Origin of the sequence: Sphingopyxis sp. (assembly GCF_035565275.1) — a bacterium.
GTDB lineage: Bacteria > Pseudomonadota > Alphaproteobacteria > Sphingomonadales > Sphingomonadaceae > Sphingopyxis.
The window spans coordinates 1-13,689 of sequence record NZ_DATMST010000237.1 but is presented as its reverse complement, the minus strand read 5'-3'; the positions used below and the strand labels follow the sequence as shown (position 1 = coordinate 13,689).

Sequence of the window (13,689 nt, the reverse complement as noted above, 5' to 3'; positions counted from 1 at the left end):
GTTAGCCCGCAACCACCCCGAACAGATCATGCTCGTCGGCGTCCTCGATTTCGGCCTCGACGATGTCACCGGCTTTCAGCGTCGCGGCGACGTCGCGCAGATAGACGTGGCCGTCGATCTCGGGTGCGTCGGCTTGGCTGCGGCCTGTCGCGCCGATGCTGCCGTCTTCGTCCGCCTCGCCGACTTCGTCGATGATCACGGGAAGCGTGCGGCCGATCTTGGCTTCGAGCTTGGCGGCGCTGATCGCGGCGGTCTTGTCCATGATGCGCTGATAGCGCTCTTCCTTCACCTCTTCGGGCACCGGATTGTCGAGCGCATTCGCCTGCGCGCCAGCGACGGGTTCGAAGCGGAAGGCGCCGACGCGGTCGAGCTGGGCTTCGTCGAGCCAGTCGAGGAGATACTGGAAATCCGCCTCGGTCTCGCCAGGAAAGCCGACGACGAAGCTCGAACGGATCGAGATGTCGGGGGCGATTTCGCGCCAGTTCTTCAAGCGTTCGAGCACCTTCGCTTCGTTGGCGGGGCGCTTCATGCGCTTGAGGACGCTCGGCGCCGCGTGCTGGAACGGGATATCGAGATAGGGGGTGAGCAGCCCTTCGGCCATCAGCGGGATCACCGCGTCGACATGCGGATAAGGATAGACATAATGGAGGCGCACCCAAGGGGCGCGGCCTTCGCTGGTCTTCAATTGGCCGAGCTCGCGCGCGAGGTCGGTCATGTGCGCGCGCACCTCGCGCCCGTGCCACGGGCGCGGATCGTGGCGGATATCGACGCCATAGGCCGAGGTGTCCTGGCTGATCACCAGCAATTCCTTCGTCCCCGCGGCGACGAGCTTTTCGGCCTCGCGCAGCACCGCGTCGATGCGGCGGCTGACGAGCTTGCCGCGCAGATCGGGGATGATGCAGAAGGAGCAGCTGTGGTTGCAGCCTTCGGAAATCTTGAGGTAGCTGTAGTGGCGCGGGGTGAGCTTCAGCCCGCCCTCGGGAACGAGGTCGATGAAGGGGCCCTGCGTCGGCGGGGCGGCGTCGTGGACGGCGTCGACGACCTGTTCGTACTGATGCGCGCCCGTGACCGCGAGGACGTTCGGAAAACGCGCGCGGATGACTTCGGCTTCGTTGCCCATGCAACCGGTGACGATAACGCGGCCATTCTCGGCCATCGCTTCGCCGATCGCCTCGAGGCTTTCTTCCTTCGCCGAGTCGAGGAAGCCGCAGGTGTTGACGAGCACGACGTCGGCGCCGGCATAATCCGGCGACAGGCCATAGCCGTCGGCGCGCAGCTTGGTCAGAATCCGTTCGCTATCGACGAGTGCCTTGGGGCAGCCGAGCGAAACCATGCCGACCTTCGGCTGGGTGGGGAGCGTTTTGACTGTCATGATTGGCGGCGCCCCTAGTCTATTTTCGGGGGTTTGTCACGCCTGCCAATGTATCCGCGACGATCCGCCAGACGCGGGGGTCGATGCCGAGGCCGAGGTGCGTGCTGCCCACTTTGATATTGCGCGCATGCGGATTGTAGATGTCGACCGCGATATCGGGGCCGACGATCCCGTCGCGGTCGGAGTAGATGACGGTGAGCGGCTGGCTCAACCCTTTGAGATTGCGTGCATGAATCTCGCGTTCTACCCGATCGAAGTCGGGGCCCGCGAAGCGCCGCGCAAGCGCGGTATATCGGGGGCCACCGATGATGGGCGTGCCCATGGTGATGACCTCGCGCACCAGATGCGGATGGCTGCGTGCGGTTTCGCGGGCGATGACGCCGCCGAGGCTCCAGCCGATGAGGGTAAGTGGCGCGCCGTCGGCCTTCACCCACCCGGCCGCCTGCGCAGCGAAGCGTTCGACGTCGGCGGCGACGCGGCCGTTGTTGCGGCCCATGCCCCAGTCGCGGACATGGTAACCGAGGTGGCGGAGATACGCTTCCAGCGGGCGCATCGACAGTTCGCTGGCGCCATAGCCGGGGAGCAGCGCTACCGGCCGCCCGTCACCGCGCGGCGTGCCGACGAGGTGCCAACCCGACAGGCCGTAGCGCACCATGTCGAGCGGCAACGCCAGTTCGCCGAGCGTCGCCAGCCGGCTTGGCGGTTTCAGTCCCTCGGGAAGCGGAATGTCGCGGGGCATCGCCTTCTCCATCCTGTCGCCCTATAGCTCGCCGGATCGAGGCAGTATTGCAAGGGTGGTGACGGATGGTCGGAGTATTTGCAGCGATTTCGGCGGCGATCGCCGTGGCGGCGGGCGCGTTCGGCGCGCATGGCGCGGCGGGCCAGCAGGAAGCCGAATGGCTGCGCACCGGTGGTCTCTACCAGCTGATCCACGCGGTCGCGGCGCTGGCGATCATGGGTTTTGCGCGCGGGCCGGCGATCATGCTTCTGGCCGGCGCCGCCATCTTTTCCGTCACGCTTTACGCTATGGCGTTTGGCGGGCCGCGGTGGCTGGGCGCGGTGACACCGATCGGCGGCACCTTGCTGATTGCCGGGTGGCTCTGGGCCGCCTGGCTGTTCCGGCAGAGCTAGGCGTGCGGACTAGCCGCCCGGCACGCTCGCTTCGCATTCCTCGCAGTTGATCACTTCGACCAGGAGGTCGCCGTGCTTCAGCGTGCGGGTTTCCTCCTCCCAGAAACCATAGGGCTTGCCGCCGCGATAGATGCGAAGGCCGCGGCCGCCGCTGGCGAGCTCGTCGAGGCTGCGGCCGACTTCCTCGGCGGCGACCGGCCGCTCGCGCAGCTGGACGCGCCCGCCGACGCTGGCGAGGTCGGCCATATAGTCGGCGACGTGCGCGCCCTGCGCCGACCCGGCGAGCAGCAGGCCGGTGAAGCTGACGGGGTTGATGACATTGTTCGCGCCTGCCTGCCGCGCGAGCAGTTCATTGTCCTGCGTGCGGATGACGACGCTGATCGGCACGCGCGGCGCGAGGTGGCGCACCGTGAGCACGATCAGGATCGACGTGTCGTCGCGGCCCGCCGACACGAGCACCGATTGCGCCCGCGCGATCTGGACGTCGATCAGCGTCTCGTCGCTCGATGCGTCGCCTTCGAGCACGTTGCAGCCCATCGCTTCGGCCGCGTTGATGCGGCCACGGTTGCTGTCGATCACGACGATGCACGCGGGATCGGTGCCGCGCGCGATCAGTTCGCGAACCGCCTCGCTGCCGCTGATGCCGAAGCCCAGGACGACGATATGGTTGGTGAGCTTTTCCTGGATGCGGGCCATACGCCATTTTTCCCATATTTGCTTGATCGCGAACTGATAGGCGGTGCCGACGAAGATGAAGAGCACCGCAATGCGGATCGGGGTGACGATCACCGCCTCGATCAGGCGCGAGCGGTCGGACACCGGCGCGATGTCGCCGAACCCCGTCGTGGTGACCGATATCATCGTGAAATAGACGACGTCGAGGAAGCTGATCTGCCCGTCGTGGCTGTCCTTCAATCCCGCGCGGTCGATCCAGTGGACGAGCACGACGAAAGCGATGAGCAGGAAGGCGATTCCGAGCCGGGTCACGACGTCGGCCCATATCGGCCATTTGCTCATGCGGCGCAGGGGGGTGAACCGATGCTGCAGCTTCAGTTTTGGCGCCGGGCGTTTGCTCATCGGGGCCCTTGTGCCAAAGCGTGGGGGCGGTGACCAGCGGTGTTTCTTCGCCCCCGCGATTGCAGGGGCGACGGCGCTAGCCGCCGTAAGCGCCGCGCAGCGCCGCGAGCGAGGCGTCGTGCGTCAGGTCGAGCTGGAGCGGCGTGACCGAGATATAATCGTCGTCGATCGCCTCGAGGTCGCTGTCGTGGCCAAGGCTGTGTTCGATGCCATGGAGGCCGAACCAGTAATAGCGATAGCCGCGCGGATCGGTGCCCTCGACGATCGATCCGCGGCCGTAGTCGTGGAAACCCTGCCGCGTCACCCGGATACCCTTGACCTCACCGGCGGGGATCGCGGGGAAGTTGACGTTGATCAGCGTCCGCGGCGCCATCTCCATATCGAGCAGCGGACGCAGCACCCTGGCGCCCCACACCTCGGCCGCTTCGAAGGGGACGCTGTCGCCCATGCCTTCCTTCGCATAAACCTGACTGAGCGCGATCGCGGGGATGCCGGCGAGCGCCCCTTCGATCGCCGCCGAGACAGTGCCCGAATAGGTGACGTCGTCGCCAAGATTGGCACCGCGGTTGACCCCCGACAGGATCAGGTCGGGCTTTTCGGGCATCAGCTTGCCGATCGCCATCATCACCGAATCGGTGGGCGTGCCGCTGCATGACCAGCGGCGCTCTTCGTGCTGGCGAATGCGGACGGGGCGCGAAAGGGTGAGCGAGTGGCCGGCGCCCGACTGTTCCTCGGCGGGGGCGCAAACCCAGATGTCGTCCGAAAGCTGGCGCGCGATCGCTTCGAGCACCGCCATGCCGGGGGCGTGGTAGCCGTCGTCGTTGGTGAGGAGGATGCGCACGTTTCTGGTCTCTCTTTCCCCGTCATGCCGGACTTGATCCGGCATCCATTCCGCAGTGGCGTTGTGGACCCCGGATCAAGTCCGGGATGACGATGTTCACTTGGCGGGCGTGAGCGTGGTGATCCCGCCCATGTACGGCAGCAACGCCGCCGGAATGGTGACACTCCCGTCGGCCTGCTGGTAATTTTCGAGGATCGCGACGAGCGTACGGCCCACGGCGAGCCCCGAGCCGTTCAGCGTATGCACGAACTCGTTGCTCTTCGCGCCTTCGCGGCGGAAGCGCGCGTTCATGCGCCGCGCCTGGAAATCGCCGCATGTCGAACAGCTCGAAATCTCGCGATACGCATTCTGCCCCGGCAGCCAGACTTCGAGGTCATAGGTCTTGCGCGCGGAGAAGCCCATGTCGCCGCTGCACAGCAGCATCTTGCGATAGGGCAGCTCGAGCGCCTCAAGAATCGTTTCGGCGGCGCGCGTCTTGCGCTCCAGCTCGGCGTCGCTGTCCTCGGGGCGGACGACCGAGACGAGCTCGACCTTCCAGAACTGATGCTGGCGGATATAGCCGCGCGTGTCGCGTCCCGCCGATCCGGCTTCGGACCGGAAGCAGGGAGTGAGCGCGGTCATGCGGATCGGCAGATCGGCCTCGGGCAAGATCTCTTCGCGCACCGCGTTGGTCAGGCTCATTTCCGACGTCGAGATCAGCCAGCGGCCGTCTGTGGTCTGGAAAAGATCCTCGCGGAACTTCGGAAGCTGGGTCGTGCCGAACGCCGCCTCGTCGCGGACCATCAGCGGCGTCGCGCATTCGGTGTAGCCCGCCTCATTGGTCTGCCGGTCGATCATATACTGGCCGATCGCGCGTTCGAGCCGTGCCATCTGGCCCTTCAGGAACGCGAAGCGCGCACCCGACATCTTCGCCGCGGTCTCGAAATCGAGGCCGAGCGCGGGGGCGAAATCGGCGTGCTCCTGCGGCGCGAAGTCGAAGCGGCGCGGCGTGCCCCACCGCGAGATTTCGACATTGCCGTCCTCATCCTCACCATCGGGAACATCGTCGAGCGGGATGTTCGGGATCGCGGCGAGAATGTCCTGCAGCGCGGCAAGCTGTTCGCGCTCGGCGTCTTCCTTGGCGGGGAGGGCGCTCTTGAGCTCGGCGACTTCGGCTTTCAGCGCGTCGGCCTCGTCCTTGTTGCCCTTCGCCATCGCCTGGCCGATCAGCTTCGATGCTTCATTGCGGCGCGCGAGCGAGCCTTGAATCTCGGTCTGCAGCGCGCGCAGCGATGCGTCGGCCGCGACGATTCGCGCGGACAGGGGTTCGAGGCCGCGGCGCGCGAGGCCGGCGTCGAATGCTTCGGGATTGTCCCGGATCAGGCGGATATCGTGCATGCGCCGCGCTATGGCGTTGCCGCCCGCGCCGCGCAAGCCCGACTTAGCGCTCCAGCATCGCCGCGAGCTGGCCGATCACGGTGCCCCATCCGTCGTGGAAACCCATTTCTTCATGCTTCGCGCTGTCCCCGGGAGTCTTGTGCAGCACGCGCGCCGAATAGAGCGTGCCGCCGTCTTTTGCCTCGAAGGTCAGGATCGCGGTCATCGCGAGCCATGGGTCGGCGGGCTGCCAGCCGTCGGTGAGGACCGTGGTGAAGACGAGGCGTTCGTTCGGGACCGCTTCGAGAAAACAGCCGTCGACATGCGGCTGGAAATCGGCGGCGCCTTCCTCGCGCATCCGCGTCACGAAACCGCCGCCGGGACGCAGGTCGAGCTTGTCGACGCGGCATTCGATCGGCGCGGGGATCCACCAGAGGGCAAGCTTTGCCGGGTCGCTCCATGCATCCCACACCGCCGACGGCGGCGCGGCGATGTGCCGGGAGATGGTGAGTTCGCTGTCGTTCATGATGTGTGCTCCCGGGGGTTTTGCGATTCGACGAAGGCGGCGAGCCGGTCGGCCCGGCCCTGCCAGAGGACGCGCTGCTCGACGAGCCAGTCCTCGGCGGTGGCGAGCCGGTCGGCATTGAGATGACAGGTGCGGACGCGGCCGCGCTTTTCGGACCGGATGAGCCCCGATGTTTCGAGCACCGCGAGATGTTTCAGGAAGGCGGGCAGGCCCATTTCGAAGGGCGCCGACAGCTGTTTTACCGCCGCCGCGCCATCGATGAGGCGATTGACGACCGCGCGCCGCGTCGGATCGGCGAGCGCATGGAAGACGGCGTCGAGTTCGGTCAATTGGTTTGCCATATGGAAAACTATGGCAAACACTTTGCTAAACGGCAAACTGTTTGCTGCGGCCAAGAAAAAAGGGCCGCCTTGAAAAGGCGACCCTTAGTTCGGTGGTCTGGGTTAGCCCCCCAAACCGCCAGTGGATTCCTTACGCCGCGTTGGCGTCGTCGTCGTTGCGGTTCGCCGCACGGCGGCGCGCGACGAGCGCAGCGGCTGCAGCGCCGAACAATAGCATCATCGGCGGCGCGGGAACAGGGGTCGGATCGCCCGACGATCCGCCGTGGCTGCTGCTGCCGCCCGAACTCGACGAAGACGAGCTCGAAGAGGAACTGCTGCTCGACGAAGACGACGAGCTGGTGCTGCCGGTCGAACCGAAGCTGCTGCTGCCGCCGGTCGCTCCGCTCGATGTGCTGCTGCTCGAGGACGAGGAGGACGAACTGCTCGAAGAGGATGAGCTGCTGCTCGAACCGCCGCGCGACGAACCGCCCCAACCCGAGCTGCCCTTCGAAGAGCTGCCCCAGCCCGAACTGCCGTGACCGTGCGAGCTGCCGCCCTTCGATGATCCGCCCGACGAGGACGAACTCGACGAGGATGACGAGGACGACGACGAGGAGCTCGACGACGAACTGCTGCTCGACGAGGATGTGCTTACATTGCCCGACGAGGTGCTGACGTTGCCCGACGAGGTCGAAACGCTGCCGGTCGACGTGCTGACGCCGCCCGTCGAGGTCGAAACGCTACCCGTGGAGGTGCTGACGCCGCCCGTCGAGGTCGAGACGCTGCCCGTGGAAGTCGATACGCCAGACGAGGTGCTGGTCGAAGTCGAGACGCCGCCGGTCGTTGTCGAGGTAACGACGATGCTGCCGCTGCTGCCACCGCCGCCCGAGCTGCCGCCGAAGAATCCGCCGAAGAAGCCGCCGCCGAAACCGCCGCCAAAGCCGCCGCCGATCACGGTCACGCCGCCACCACCGCCGCCGCCTTCGAAGCCGGTCTGCGGGAAAGGCGCGTAGGGGATGGGAGGAAGCGGGATCGTCTGCGTGACGACCTGGGTCTGCGGAGTCGCGGTCCGGATCACGCGCTTCGTCGTGACGACGCGGCGAACGCGCTTCACCGGCTTGCGCGCGGCATGGCGCTTGCGAACGACTTTCTTGGCCGGCCCCGCGCAGGGCGAGCAGGACTGGGCCGCGCGCGCTTTCGGAACGTCTGCGATCTGCATTGCGCCGCTACCGATGATCGCGCCGCCGCAGGTGCAGGCGCAAAGCTTGGCGAGGGCCATTCGGACAGACATAGGTTTTTCTTTCTTTCCCGTTGCAGGTGCGAAGCGCCATCGACCGACACCCCCCGTTCACCTTTCGCTATACCGCAAAAGGCCAAAGCTTTGTGAACGCGGCAATTGCGTTAACCGCGTTTGCCTGTCCGACAGCGGGAATTGGGACGCGGAATCAACCAAAATTGCGTTATCTGTCCCAAAACAGAACGGAAAGTGCAACAATTCTATGCGATTGGTTAATCTTCGGACCTAAATCGGCGACGCGCGCGGCGCTTTGATGTCGCGTTGGGGGCATCGGGAATCACCTCCGCCGCAGCGTCAGTTCATCCCCGCTTCACGGGTCATCGCTATCCGCTGCTTCGGCGCTTGTATCGCGGCCAGCGGCTGGTTATAGGCGCGCCACTCCCTGAGCCGCATTGCGGCACCGGGGTGACAGGAAAGGACGCGAGAGCCCCTCATGCCGACCAAGATTGCCGACGTTGGCGCAGACGCGCTTCGCGAAGCCAGATCCAATCTCGATTCGGACTATGTCCCCGGCGACGACGAAGAGTTCATGAACGAGCGGCAGCAGGATTATTTCCGCGGCCTGCTTCTCGCCTGGAAAAAGTCGATCCTGTCCGAATCCGAATCGACGCTCGCACATCTTCAGGATGGTCCGCTGCGCGAACCCGACCTCGCCGACCGCGCGTCGAGCGAGACCGACTGGGCAATCGAACTCAGAACCCGCGATCGTCAGCGGAAACTGATCGCCAAGATCGATTCGGCGATCCGCCGCATCGACGAGGGCGAATATGGCTATTGCGCGGTGACCGGCGAGCCGATCTCGCTCGCGCGCCTGCAGGCGCGCCCGATCGCGACGATGACGCTGGAGGCGCAGGAGCGCCACGAGCGCAACGAACGGATTTCGCGCGAAGATTGATCGTTCGGGCGCCGCGTCCCATTTACGATTCCGCAATGGCTGGGCCCTAGATTCGCCGCCTCGACGATATGAGGATTGGGGCGCAAATGGATTCGCAAGGACCCGTATCTCTGGATGAGGAAGTGGCCGCGCTGTCGCGTGGGGCCGATCGGGACAGCCTGTTCATGCAGGCGGGTCTCATGCTTCCGGGGTGCGCCGAACCGGTGGTCGTGCGTGTGCGCAACCTGTCGGTGGGCGGAATGCTCGCCGAAGGCAATATCCAGATCGAACAGGGCGCGTCGATCGAGGTCGAACTGCGCAACGTCGGTCCGGTTCCGGGCCGCGTCGTATGGGCGGGCGAGGGCAAGTTCGGGATCGCATTCGACCGGCCGGTCGATCCGCAGGCGGTTCGTCGCCAGGTGGTCTCAGCGTCCGATCTGCCGCCGCATCTGCGACGGACGGGGCTGGAACGCGGGCCCTTCTACCGCCGGCGCTGACGGATCCCGACGGGTCGGAAGGCATCAGCCGGCGGTAGGGCAGGCGATCGATCAGGCGATCGCCACCATCTCTTCCTTGATTTTGAGCTTCTGCTTTTTCATCTGCGCCAGCACGCCCGTATCGGGGGCGGGCCGGCGCTCCTCATTCGCAATTTTCTCGTCGAGGTCCGCGTGGCGGGACTTCAGGGCGGAAAGGTGCGACGTGCTCATGTGCCATTCTCCTTTTCGACTCGATTGGCAGGGCCGAGTAAATCACGAATCGGATCGATTGTCGTCGCGATTCGGCCAGCCGGTCCCCGTTGCGGACCAGTGGTGAACGTGGCAGGGAGGGGGTGTGAACCCCGAGGAAATTACCCAGCGTCTGGAACTGCTCAGGATCGAGCATCGCGACCTCGATGCCGCGATCATCGCGCTTGGCGTCGCGTCTGTTCCCGACCAGTTGCAGCTCGCGCGGTTGAAGAAAAGGAAGCTGCGCCTGCGTGACGAAATCGCGTGGTGCGAGGATCAATTACTTCCCGACATCATTGCCTGAAGCTCCCGAAGCCTTGGCACGGGCGGGCTGCTCCATCGAACGCCTGATTCAAAACGGGACGCCCGCGAAGCAATATTTCATGGTTACCGTCGTTGCGGTTTCGGCGGCCAGCATGGCATCTGCCGGGTCATGGTCGGTGGGCAGACAGACATGATGGCGATCGGCGCCCGCGTGCAGCGCGCGCAGGTTGAAAATCTCTATGTGGAGGCGATGCTGCTCGCCGACGAAGCGCATGCCGCTTTCGCTGTGCAGCGCGATCTCGGCACCATCCGCGGCGATGGACTGACGCAGATCAACCTCGCGTGCGAATCGCTGAAGACGACGACGCGGCTGATGCACGTCATCGCCTGGCTGCTCCATCGCCGCGCGATGTTTGCCGGCGATCCCGGCGCCGGCCCGAACGACAGCGCCGCGCGGATCGGCGATCCGGTCGCCGCCGACTGGAATGTCTGCGCGGGCTTCGAAGAACCGGTCCGGCGCATCATCGCCGCCAGCGAGCGATTGTTCGAACGCATCGCGGCGATCGAGGCGGGCTGGGAAAAGCCGGCCGCGACGCCGGTACAGCAACTGCTCGCGCGGCTGGAGGCGCGGCTGTAATCCGACGTCCGGCCAGTGGAGCCGTCAATTCGCGATAAACCCCTGCGCGGCGAGCCAGCTTGCAAGGACGGCCAGATATTCGGGCGAGTCGGCTCGCTCGGTCCCGTCATATTTAGGGTCGAGCGAGACTTTTTCGTCGGCCGATACCTGCATCGCGTGGTCGGCACCCGCGACGACATGGACCTTCAGCTTCGGCATGCGAGGGGCGACGGCTTTCAGCCGCTCGACCGAGCTGGCGACGGGCACCACCGCGTCGTTGGTGCCATAGAGGACGAGCATCGGCACGGTGACGGCGGCCAGATTGGTCAGCGGATCATTCTCGATCTCTTTCCGCCAGCCCGAAACCTCCCTGTCGCGCACCGTCTCTCCCATGTAGAGATATTTGAACCAGGGCCTGGTCTTGGCGCCGTCGATCATGCGCTGCGCGGCGTCCTTGCCCGCCGTGCCGCGCATATAGTCGTCGACCGCCTTGCGGGTCGCGACCATCTGGTCGATGTCGGCTTGCGAATAGCCATTGGCCCGCAGATGATTGGTCGACGAGAAGATCATCTGGACGTCGGCGGTGACGACGGGCGCGGACACCGAAATCACAAAAGCAATGTAGGGGCTGCGCGACGCGGCGAGCGGCGAAATCCATCCGCCCTGACTCAATCCCCACGTGCCGATACGCGCGGGGTCGATGCGCGGGTCGGCCTTCAGGCTTTGCACTGCGGCGATCGCGTCGTCGGCGAGGGTCGTGAAATTGCCCCCTGCATCTTTCGTGCCCGATCGTCCCGACCCGCGCCGGTCATAGGTGAAGACCGCGATCCCGAGCGCGGGCAGGGCGGTTTTCAGGTGATCATAGAGCGACGCGCTGCCGAGCGGCGAGGATGCGCTGTGCGTGACCACGATCGCCGCGACCGGCTTGCCGCTGCGCGGCATGTACAGCGTTCCCGCAAGTTCGGCGTCCCCGCTCGTGAACCGGCGGTCCTCGGCCGTGACGCGCGTCGTCGCCTTCGCGCTCCACGGCGCGTCGGCCGCGTTTGCAGCGTTGGGTGAGAAGAGAAGCGCGGCGAGCGCGTACAGGGTGACGGCGGGGCGCATCGATCGATCTCCGGTGCAGGGGGAAGGCGTCATGTCATGAACCCGCCAGCCATTCGACCCACGCGCCATGGGCGTGCGCGCGGCCCAGCATCTGCGGCGCGCCGCCGCCCGGCCATTGGCGCACCACCAGTTCGTGATGGTGGAGGATGCGATTGGCCTCGAGCGCGATCCACGCGAGCGGTCGGTCGGTCGTCGCGCGCGCGCCGGCCGCCTCCATCGCCGCGGTGATCCGTGTCTGCTGGTCGGCGGGGACATATTGCCAGACGATCGAATGCATCAGCACCCGCGTTGTCCCGTCCGCCTGCGGGCGCGCGAGTTCGGCCTCGACGAAGTCGGCGGCGCTGGCATGGATCAGCTGCGGCGGCTCTTCGTGCGCCGCTGCGATCGCCGCTTCCATACGATCGAAGCGGACATGATGCTCGGGCCAGATATAGGCCTTCAGCCGCAACGCCTGCGCGGGATCGGTCAGGTCGACCGGCGCAATGTCGCAGCCCTTGAGCCCCGCAAAGCCGATCGCATGCTGCGGCGGATGGTTGCCGCGCCATTCGGGGGCGAAGGCCATCGCGCCCGGGCGCGGACCGACATGCACCCCGCCAAGGTCATAATGATAGCGGTCGATCATCAGGTTGATTCCCGCGCTCGAGCCGATCTCGAGGCAGTCGAAACGCGGGGGAAGTCCCCGATCGGCCAGCCACAGCATCGCGGCGATGAAGTTCGACGAGCGCCCCGCCTCGTTGGTCTGCGGCGGGCCGTCGAGCCAGGGCAGCAGCGTCGCTTCGTGCCGCGCTACGACTCCCGCGATGACCGCATTGTCGTTGATATCCTCGGCATCGGCGTAGATGGGCGCGAGTTCGCGCGCCGTCCCCGACAGGTGAAGCGCGTGGATGCCGCCCGCGGCGCGCAGCGGCAGCGCATCGGCGAGCGGCGCGCCCTCCCAGCCGGCGATGCGGCGGGCGAATTCGCTTTCCGGTTTGTCCAGCAGCGCGGCGAGTGCGGCGACGACGCGCGCGGTGACGCGGGCATCGTTGGCACGGCAATAGGCGATCTGGTTCGAAAAGGCGGTGCGCACGGCGCGCGGACCGGTCTGCGCCATGTCGACCTGTTGATAGCGCTCGCTCATTGCCCTTTCTCCCGTCGCCGCTTATGGGCTGGCGCGCTTATGCCCGAACCGATCATCTTTGCCATCCCCAAGGGACGCATTCTCGACGAGGCGCTGCCGCTGCTTGCCCGCGTCGGCATCGAGCCCGCGGCGGATTTCTTCGACAAGAAGAGCCGCGCGCTGGTGTTCGGAACCAACCAGCCGCATATCTCGCTGATCCGCGTGCGCGCGTTCGACGTCGCGACCTTCGTCGCGCACGGCGCGGCGCAGCTGGGCATCGTCGGCTCGGACGTCGTCGACGAGTTCGACTACAGCGAACTTTACGCCCCCGTCGATCTCGGCATCGGCCATTGCCGACTGTCGCTCGCCGGACCGGAGGGCAGCGCACAGCCGGGCGCCAATGAATTGGGGGGCGAAAGCCACATCCGCGTCGCGACCAAATATCCTGCCACGACGCGCCGCTGGTTCGAGGCGCAGGGTATCCAGGCCGAATGCATCAAGCTCAATGGCGCGATGGAGATCGCACCGAAGCTGGGTCTCGCCTCGCACATCGTCGACCTCGTCTCGACCGGACGCACGCTCGTCGAAAATGCGCTCGCCGAGCAGACGGTCATCAGCGAGGTGTCGGCGCGGCTGATCGTCAACCGCGCGGCGTTCAAGCTGCGTTCGGCCGAAGTGCCGGCGCTGGTCGAGAAATTCCGGCAGGCGGTTGGCGATGCGGCGGCTTGACGCTTCCGCGCCCGGCTTTGCCGCCGAGTTCGACGCGCTGGTCAATGATCGGCGCGAGAGCGCGTCCGACGTCTCGGCCGACGTCGCGGCGATCATCGCGCGGGTGAAGGCCGAGGGCGATGCGGCGCTCGCCGATTATACGGCAAAATTCGACCGCTTCGATCTCGATGCGAGCGGGTGGCACATCTCGAAGGACGAATGCGCCGCCGCTTACGAGGCGCTGGCGCCCGATCTGCGCGACGCGCTGAACCTCGCCGCGACACGTATCCGCGCCTATCACGCGGCGCAGCTTCCCGAGGACCGCGACTATCGCGACACCGCGGGCGCGCGCCTCGGTGCGCGCTGGCGCGGGGTCGAT

Annotated in this window: 19 protein-coding genes; 9 read left to right on the top strand and 10 right to left on the bottom strand. The window is 66.1% G+C overall.

All coding sequences use genetic code 11. From position 1 onward, the window contains the following. Position 1: 1 nt before the first annotated feature. Both rimO and VN047_RS16280 read right to left on the bottom strand, forming a co-directional pair. On the bottom strand, positions 2-1,372 hold the full coding sequence (gene rimO, locus VN047_RS16285) for a 30S ribosomal protein S12 methylthiotransferase RimO (RefSeq protein ID WP_325544486.1): 1,371 nt from the start codon (positions 1,370-1,372) through the stop codon (positions 2-4). 19 nt (positions 1,373-1,391) lie between these two features. Continuing rightward, complete coding sequence (locus VN047_RS16280; protein WP_325544484.1) at positions 1,392-2,111, bottom strand: alpha/beta hydrolase; 720 nt, start codon at positions 2,109-2,111, stop codon at positions 1,392-1,394. Between the two features lie 65 nt (positions 2,112-2,176). Between VN047_RS16280 and VN047_RS16275 the strand changes: the two genes are divergently transcribed. Further along, positions 2,177-2,503, top strand: a complete 327-nt coding sequence (locus VN047_RS16275) for a DUF423 domain-containing protein (RefSeq protein WP_325544482.1) — start codon at positions 2,177-2,179, stop codon at positions 2,501-2,503. A 9-nt stretch (positions 2,504-2,512) separates the two neighbouring features. Here the strand turns inward: VN047_RS16275 and VN047_RS16270 are convergent, their stop codons facing one another. From VN047_RS16270 to VN047_RS16250, 5 genes are all read right to left on the bottom strand, one after another. Further along, on the bottom strand, positions 2,513-3,580 hold the full coding sequence (locus VN047_RS16270) for a potassium channel family protein (protein ID WP_325544480.1): 1,068 nt from the start codon (positions 3,578-3,580) through the stop codon (positions 2,513-2,515). A gap of 76 nt (positions 3,581-3,656) precedes the next feature. Further along, complete coding sequence (gene surE, locus VN047_RS16265) at positions 3,657-4,421, bottom strand: 5'/3'-nucleotidase SurE (RefSeq protein WP_325544478.1); 765 nt, start codon at positions 4,419-4,421, stop codon at positions 3,657-3,659. 96 nt (positions 4,422-4,517) lie between these two features. Further along, positions 4,518-5,798: a serine--tRNA ligase gene (gene serS, locus VN047_RS16260; protein WP_325544476.1), complete on the bottom strand. Its 1,281-nt coding sequence runs from the start codon at positions 5,796-5,798 to the stop codon at positions 4,518-4,520. Positions 5,799-5,841: 43 nt separating this feature from the next. Continuing rightward, complete coding sequence (locus tag VN047_RS16255; protein WP_325544475.1) at positions 5,842-6,303, bottom strand: SRPBCC family protein; 462 nt, start codon at positions 6,301-6,303, stop codon at positions 5,842-5,844. Further along, entirely contained in the window at positions 6,300-6,632 is a 333-nt protein-coding gene (locus VN047_RS16250) for a metalloregulator ArsR/SmtB family transcription factor (RefSeq protein WP_325544473.1), read from the bottom strand. The genes VN047_RS16255 and VN047_RS16250 overlap by 4 nt, the downstream gene beginning before the upstream one ends. Positions 6,633-6,736: 104 nt before the next feature. Here VN047_RS16250 and VN047_RS16245 point away from each other — a divergent pair, with 104 nt between their 5' ends. The 4 genes from VN047_RS16245 to VN047_RS16230 all read left to right on the top strand — a co-directional run bounded on the left by VN047_RS16245 (position 6,737) and on the right by VN047_RS16230 (position 9,291). Beyond that, positions 6,737-7,162 carry a hypothetical protein gene (locus VN047_RS16245; protein WP_325544471.1) on the top strand — a complete coding sequence of 142 codons (426 nt, stop codon included), beginning with the start codon at positions 6,737-6,739 and terminating at the stop codon, positions 7,160-7,162. Positions 7,163-7,279: 117 nt separating this feature from the next. Further along, on the top strand, positions 7,280-7,636 hold the full coding sequence (locus VN047_RS16240; RefSeq protein ID WP_325544469.1) for a hypothetical protein: 357 nt from the start codon (positions 7,280-7,282) through the stop codon (positions 7,634-7,636). 717 nt (positions 7,637-8,353) lie between these two features. Then, a complete protein-coding gene (gene dksA / locus VN047_RS16235; protein ID WP_325544467.1) occupies positions 8,354-8,815 on the top strand; it encodes an RNA polymerase-binding protein DksA in 462 nt (153 codons plus the stop codon). Between the two features lie 86 nt (positions 8,816-8,901). After that, positions 8,902-9,291 carry a PilZ domain-containing protein gene (locus VN047_RS16230; protein ID WP_325544465.1) on the top strand — a complete coding sequence of 130 codons (390 nt, stop codon included), beginning with the start codon at positions 8,902-8,904 and terminating at the stop codon, positions 9,289-9,291. A 51-nt stretch (positions 9,292-9,342) separates the two neighbouring features. On the opposite strand, the gene VN047_RS16225 is transcribed toward VN047_RS16230, so the two are convergent. Continuing rightward, positions 9,343-9,501: a YdcH family protein gene (locus VN047_RS16225; RefSeq protein WP_325544463.1), complete on the bottom strand. Its 159-nt coding sequence runs from the start codon at positions 9,499-9,501 to the stop codon at positions 9,343-9,345. 124 nt (positions 9,502-9,625) lie between these two features. Between VN047_RS16225 and VN047_RS16220 the strand changes: the two genes are divergently transcribed. After that, complete coding sequence (locus tag VN047_RS16220; RefSeq protein ID WP_325544462.1) at positions 9,626-9,823, top strand: YdcH family protein; 198 nt, start codon at positions 9,626-9,628, stop codon at positions 9,821-9,823. 150 nt (positions 9,824-9,973) lie between these two features. After that, positions 9,974-10,420 (top strand): DUF1465 family protein, encoded by a 447-nt coding sequence (locus tag VN047_RS16215; RefSeq protein WP_325544459.1) that lies wholly within the window; start codon positions 9,974-9,976, stop codon positions 10,418-10,420. A 24-nt stretch (positions 10,421-10,444) separates the two neighbouring features. Here the strand turns inward: VN047_RS16215 and VN047_RS16210 are convergent, their stop codons facing one another. After that, entirely contained in the window at positions 10,445-11,503 is a 1,059-nt protein-coding gene (locus VN047_RS16210) for an alpha/beta hydrolase family protein (protein WP_325544458.1), read from the bottom strand. 34 nt (positions 11,504-11,537) lie between these two features. Continuing rightward, a complete protein-coding gene (locus tag VN047_RS16205; protein WP_325544456.1) occupies positions 11,538-12,623 on the bottom strand; it encodes a DUF2332 domain-containing protein in 1,086 nt (361 codons plus the stop codon). Positions 12,624-12,662: 39 nt separating this feature from the next. Here VN047_RS16205 and hisG point away from each other — a divergent pair, with 39 nt between their 5' ends. Together hisG and VN047_RS16195 are read left to right on the top strand one after the other, a co-directional pair. Continuing rightward, on the top strand, positions 12,663-13,331 hold the full coding sequence (gene hisG / locus VN047_RS16200; RefSeq protein ID WP_325544454.1) for an ATP phosphoribosyltransferase: 669 nt from the start codon (positions 12,663-12,665) through the stop codon (positions 13,329-13,331). Continuing rightward, positions 13,318-13,689 (top strand): histidinol dehydrogenase (locus tag VN047_RS16195; protein ID WP_325544452.1); only part of this gene is annotated, 372 nt, incomplete at its 3' end. The genes hisG and VN047_RS16195, both read left to right, overlap by 14 nt.

Excerpts from the sequence above, each read along its gene's own strand:
- rimO (WP_325544486.1), bottom strand. The coding sequence starts at position 1,372 with ATGACAGTCAAAACGCTCCCCACCCAGCCGAAGGTCGGCATGGTTTCG.
- VN047_RS16280 (WP_325544484.1), bottom strand. The coding sequence starts at position 2,111 with ATGCCCCGCGACATTCCGCTTCCCGAGGGACTGAAACCGCCAAGCCGG.
- VN047_RS16275 (WP_325544482.1), top strand. The coding sequence starts at position 2,177 with ATGGTCGGAGTATTTGCAGCGATTTCGGCGGCGATCGCCGTGGCGGCG.
- VN047_RS16270 (WP_325544480.1), bottom strand. The coding sequence starts at position 3,580 with ATGAGCAAACGCCCGGCGCCAAAACTGAAGCTGCAGCATCGGTTCACC.
- serS (WP_325544476.1), bottom strand. The coding sequence starts at position 5,798 with ATGCACGATATCCGCCTGATCCGGGACAATCCCGAAGCATTCGACGCC.
- VN047_RS16255 (WP_325544475.1), bottom strand. The coding sequence starts at position 6,303 with ATGAACGACAGCGAACTCACCATCTCCCGGCACATCGCCGCGCCGCCG.
- dksA (WP_325544467.1), top strand. The coding sequence starts at position 8,354 with ATGCCGACCAAGATTGCCGACGTTGGCGCAGACGCGCTTCGCGAAGCC.
- VN047_RS16230 (WP_325544465.1), top strand. The coding sequence starts at position 8,902 with ATGGATTCGCAAGGACCCGTATCTCTGGATGAGGAAGTGGCCGCGCTG.
- VN047_RS16225 (WP_325544463.1), bottom strand. The coding sequence starts at position 9,501 with ATGAGCACGTCGCACCTTTCCGCCCTGAAGTCCCGCCACGCGGACCTC.
- VN047_RS16215 (WP_325544459.1), top strand. The coding sequence starts at position 9,974 with ATGATGGCGATCGGCGCCCGCGTGCAGCGCGCGCAGGTTGAAAATCTC.
- VN047_RS16210 (WP_325544458.1), bottom strand. The coding sequence starts at position 11,503 with ATGCGCCCCGCCGTCACCCTGTACGCGCTCGCCGCGCTTCTCTTCTCA.
- VN047_RS16205 (WP_325544456.1), bottom strand. The coding sequence starts at position 12,623 with ATGAGCGAGCGCTATCAACAGGTCGACATGGCGCAGACCGGTCCGCGC.
- hisG (WP_325544454.1), top strand. The coding sequence starts at position 12,663 with ATGCCCGAACCGATCATCTTTGCCATCCCCAAGGGACGCATTCTCGAC.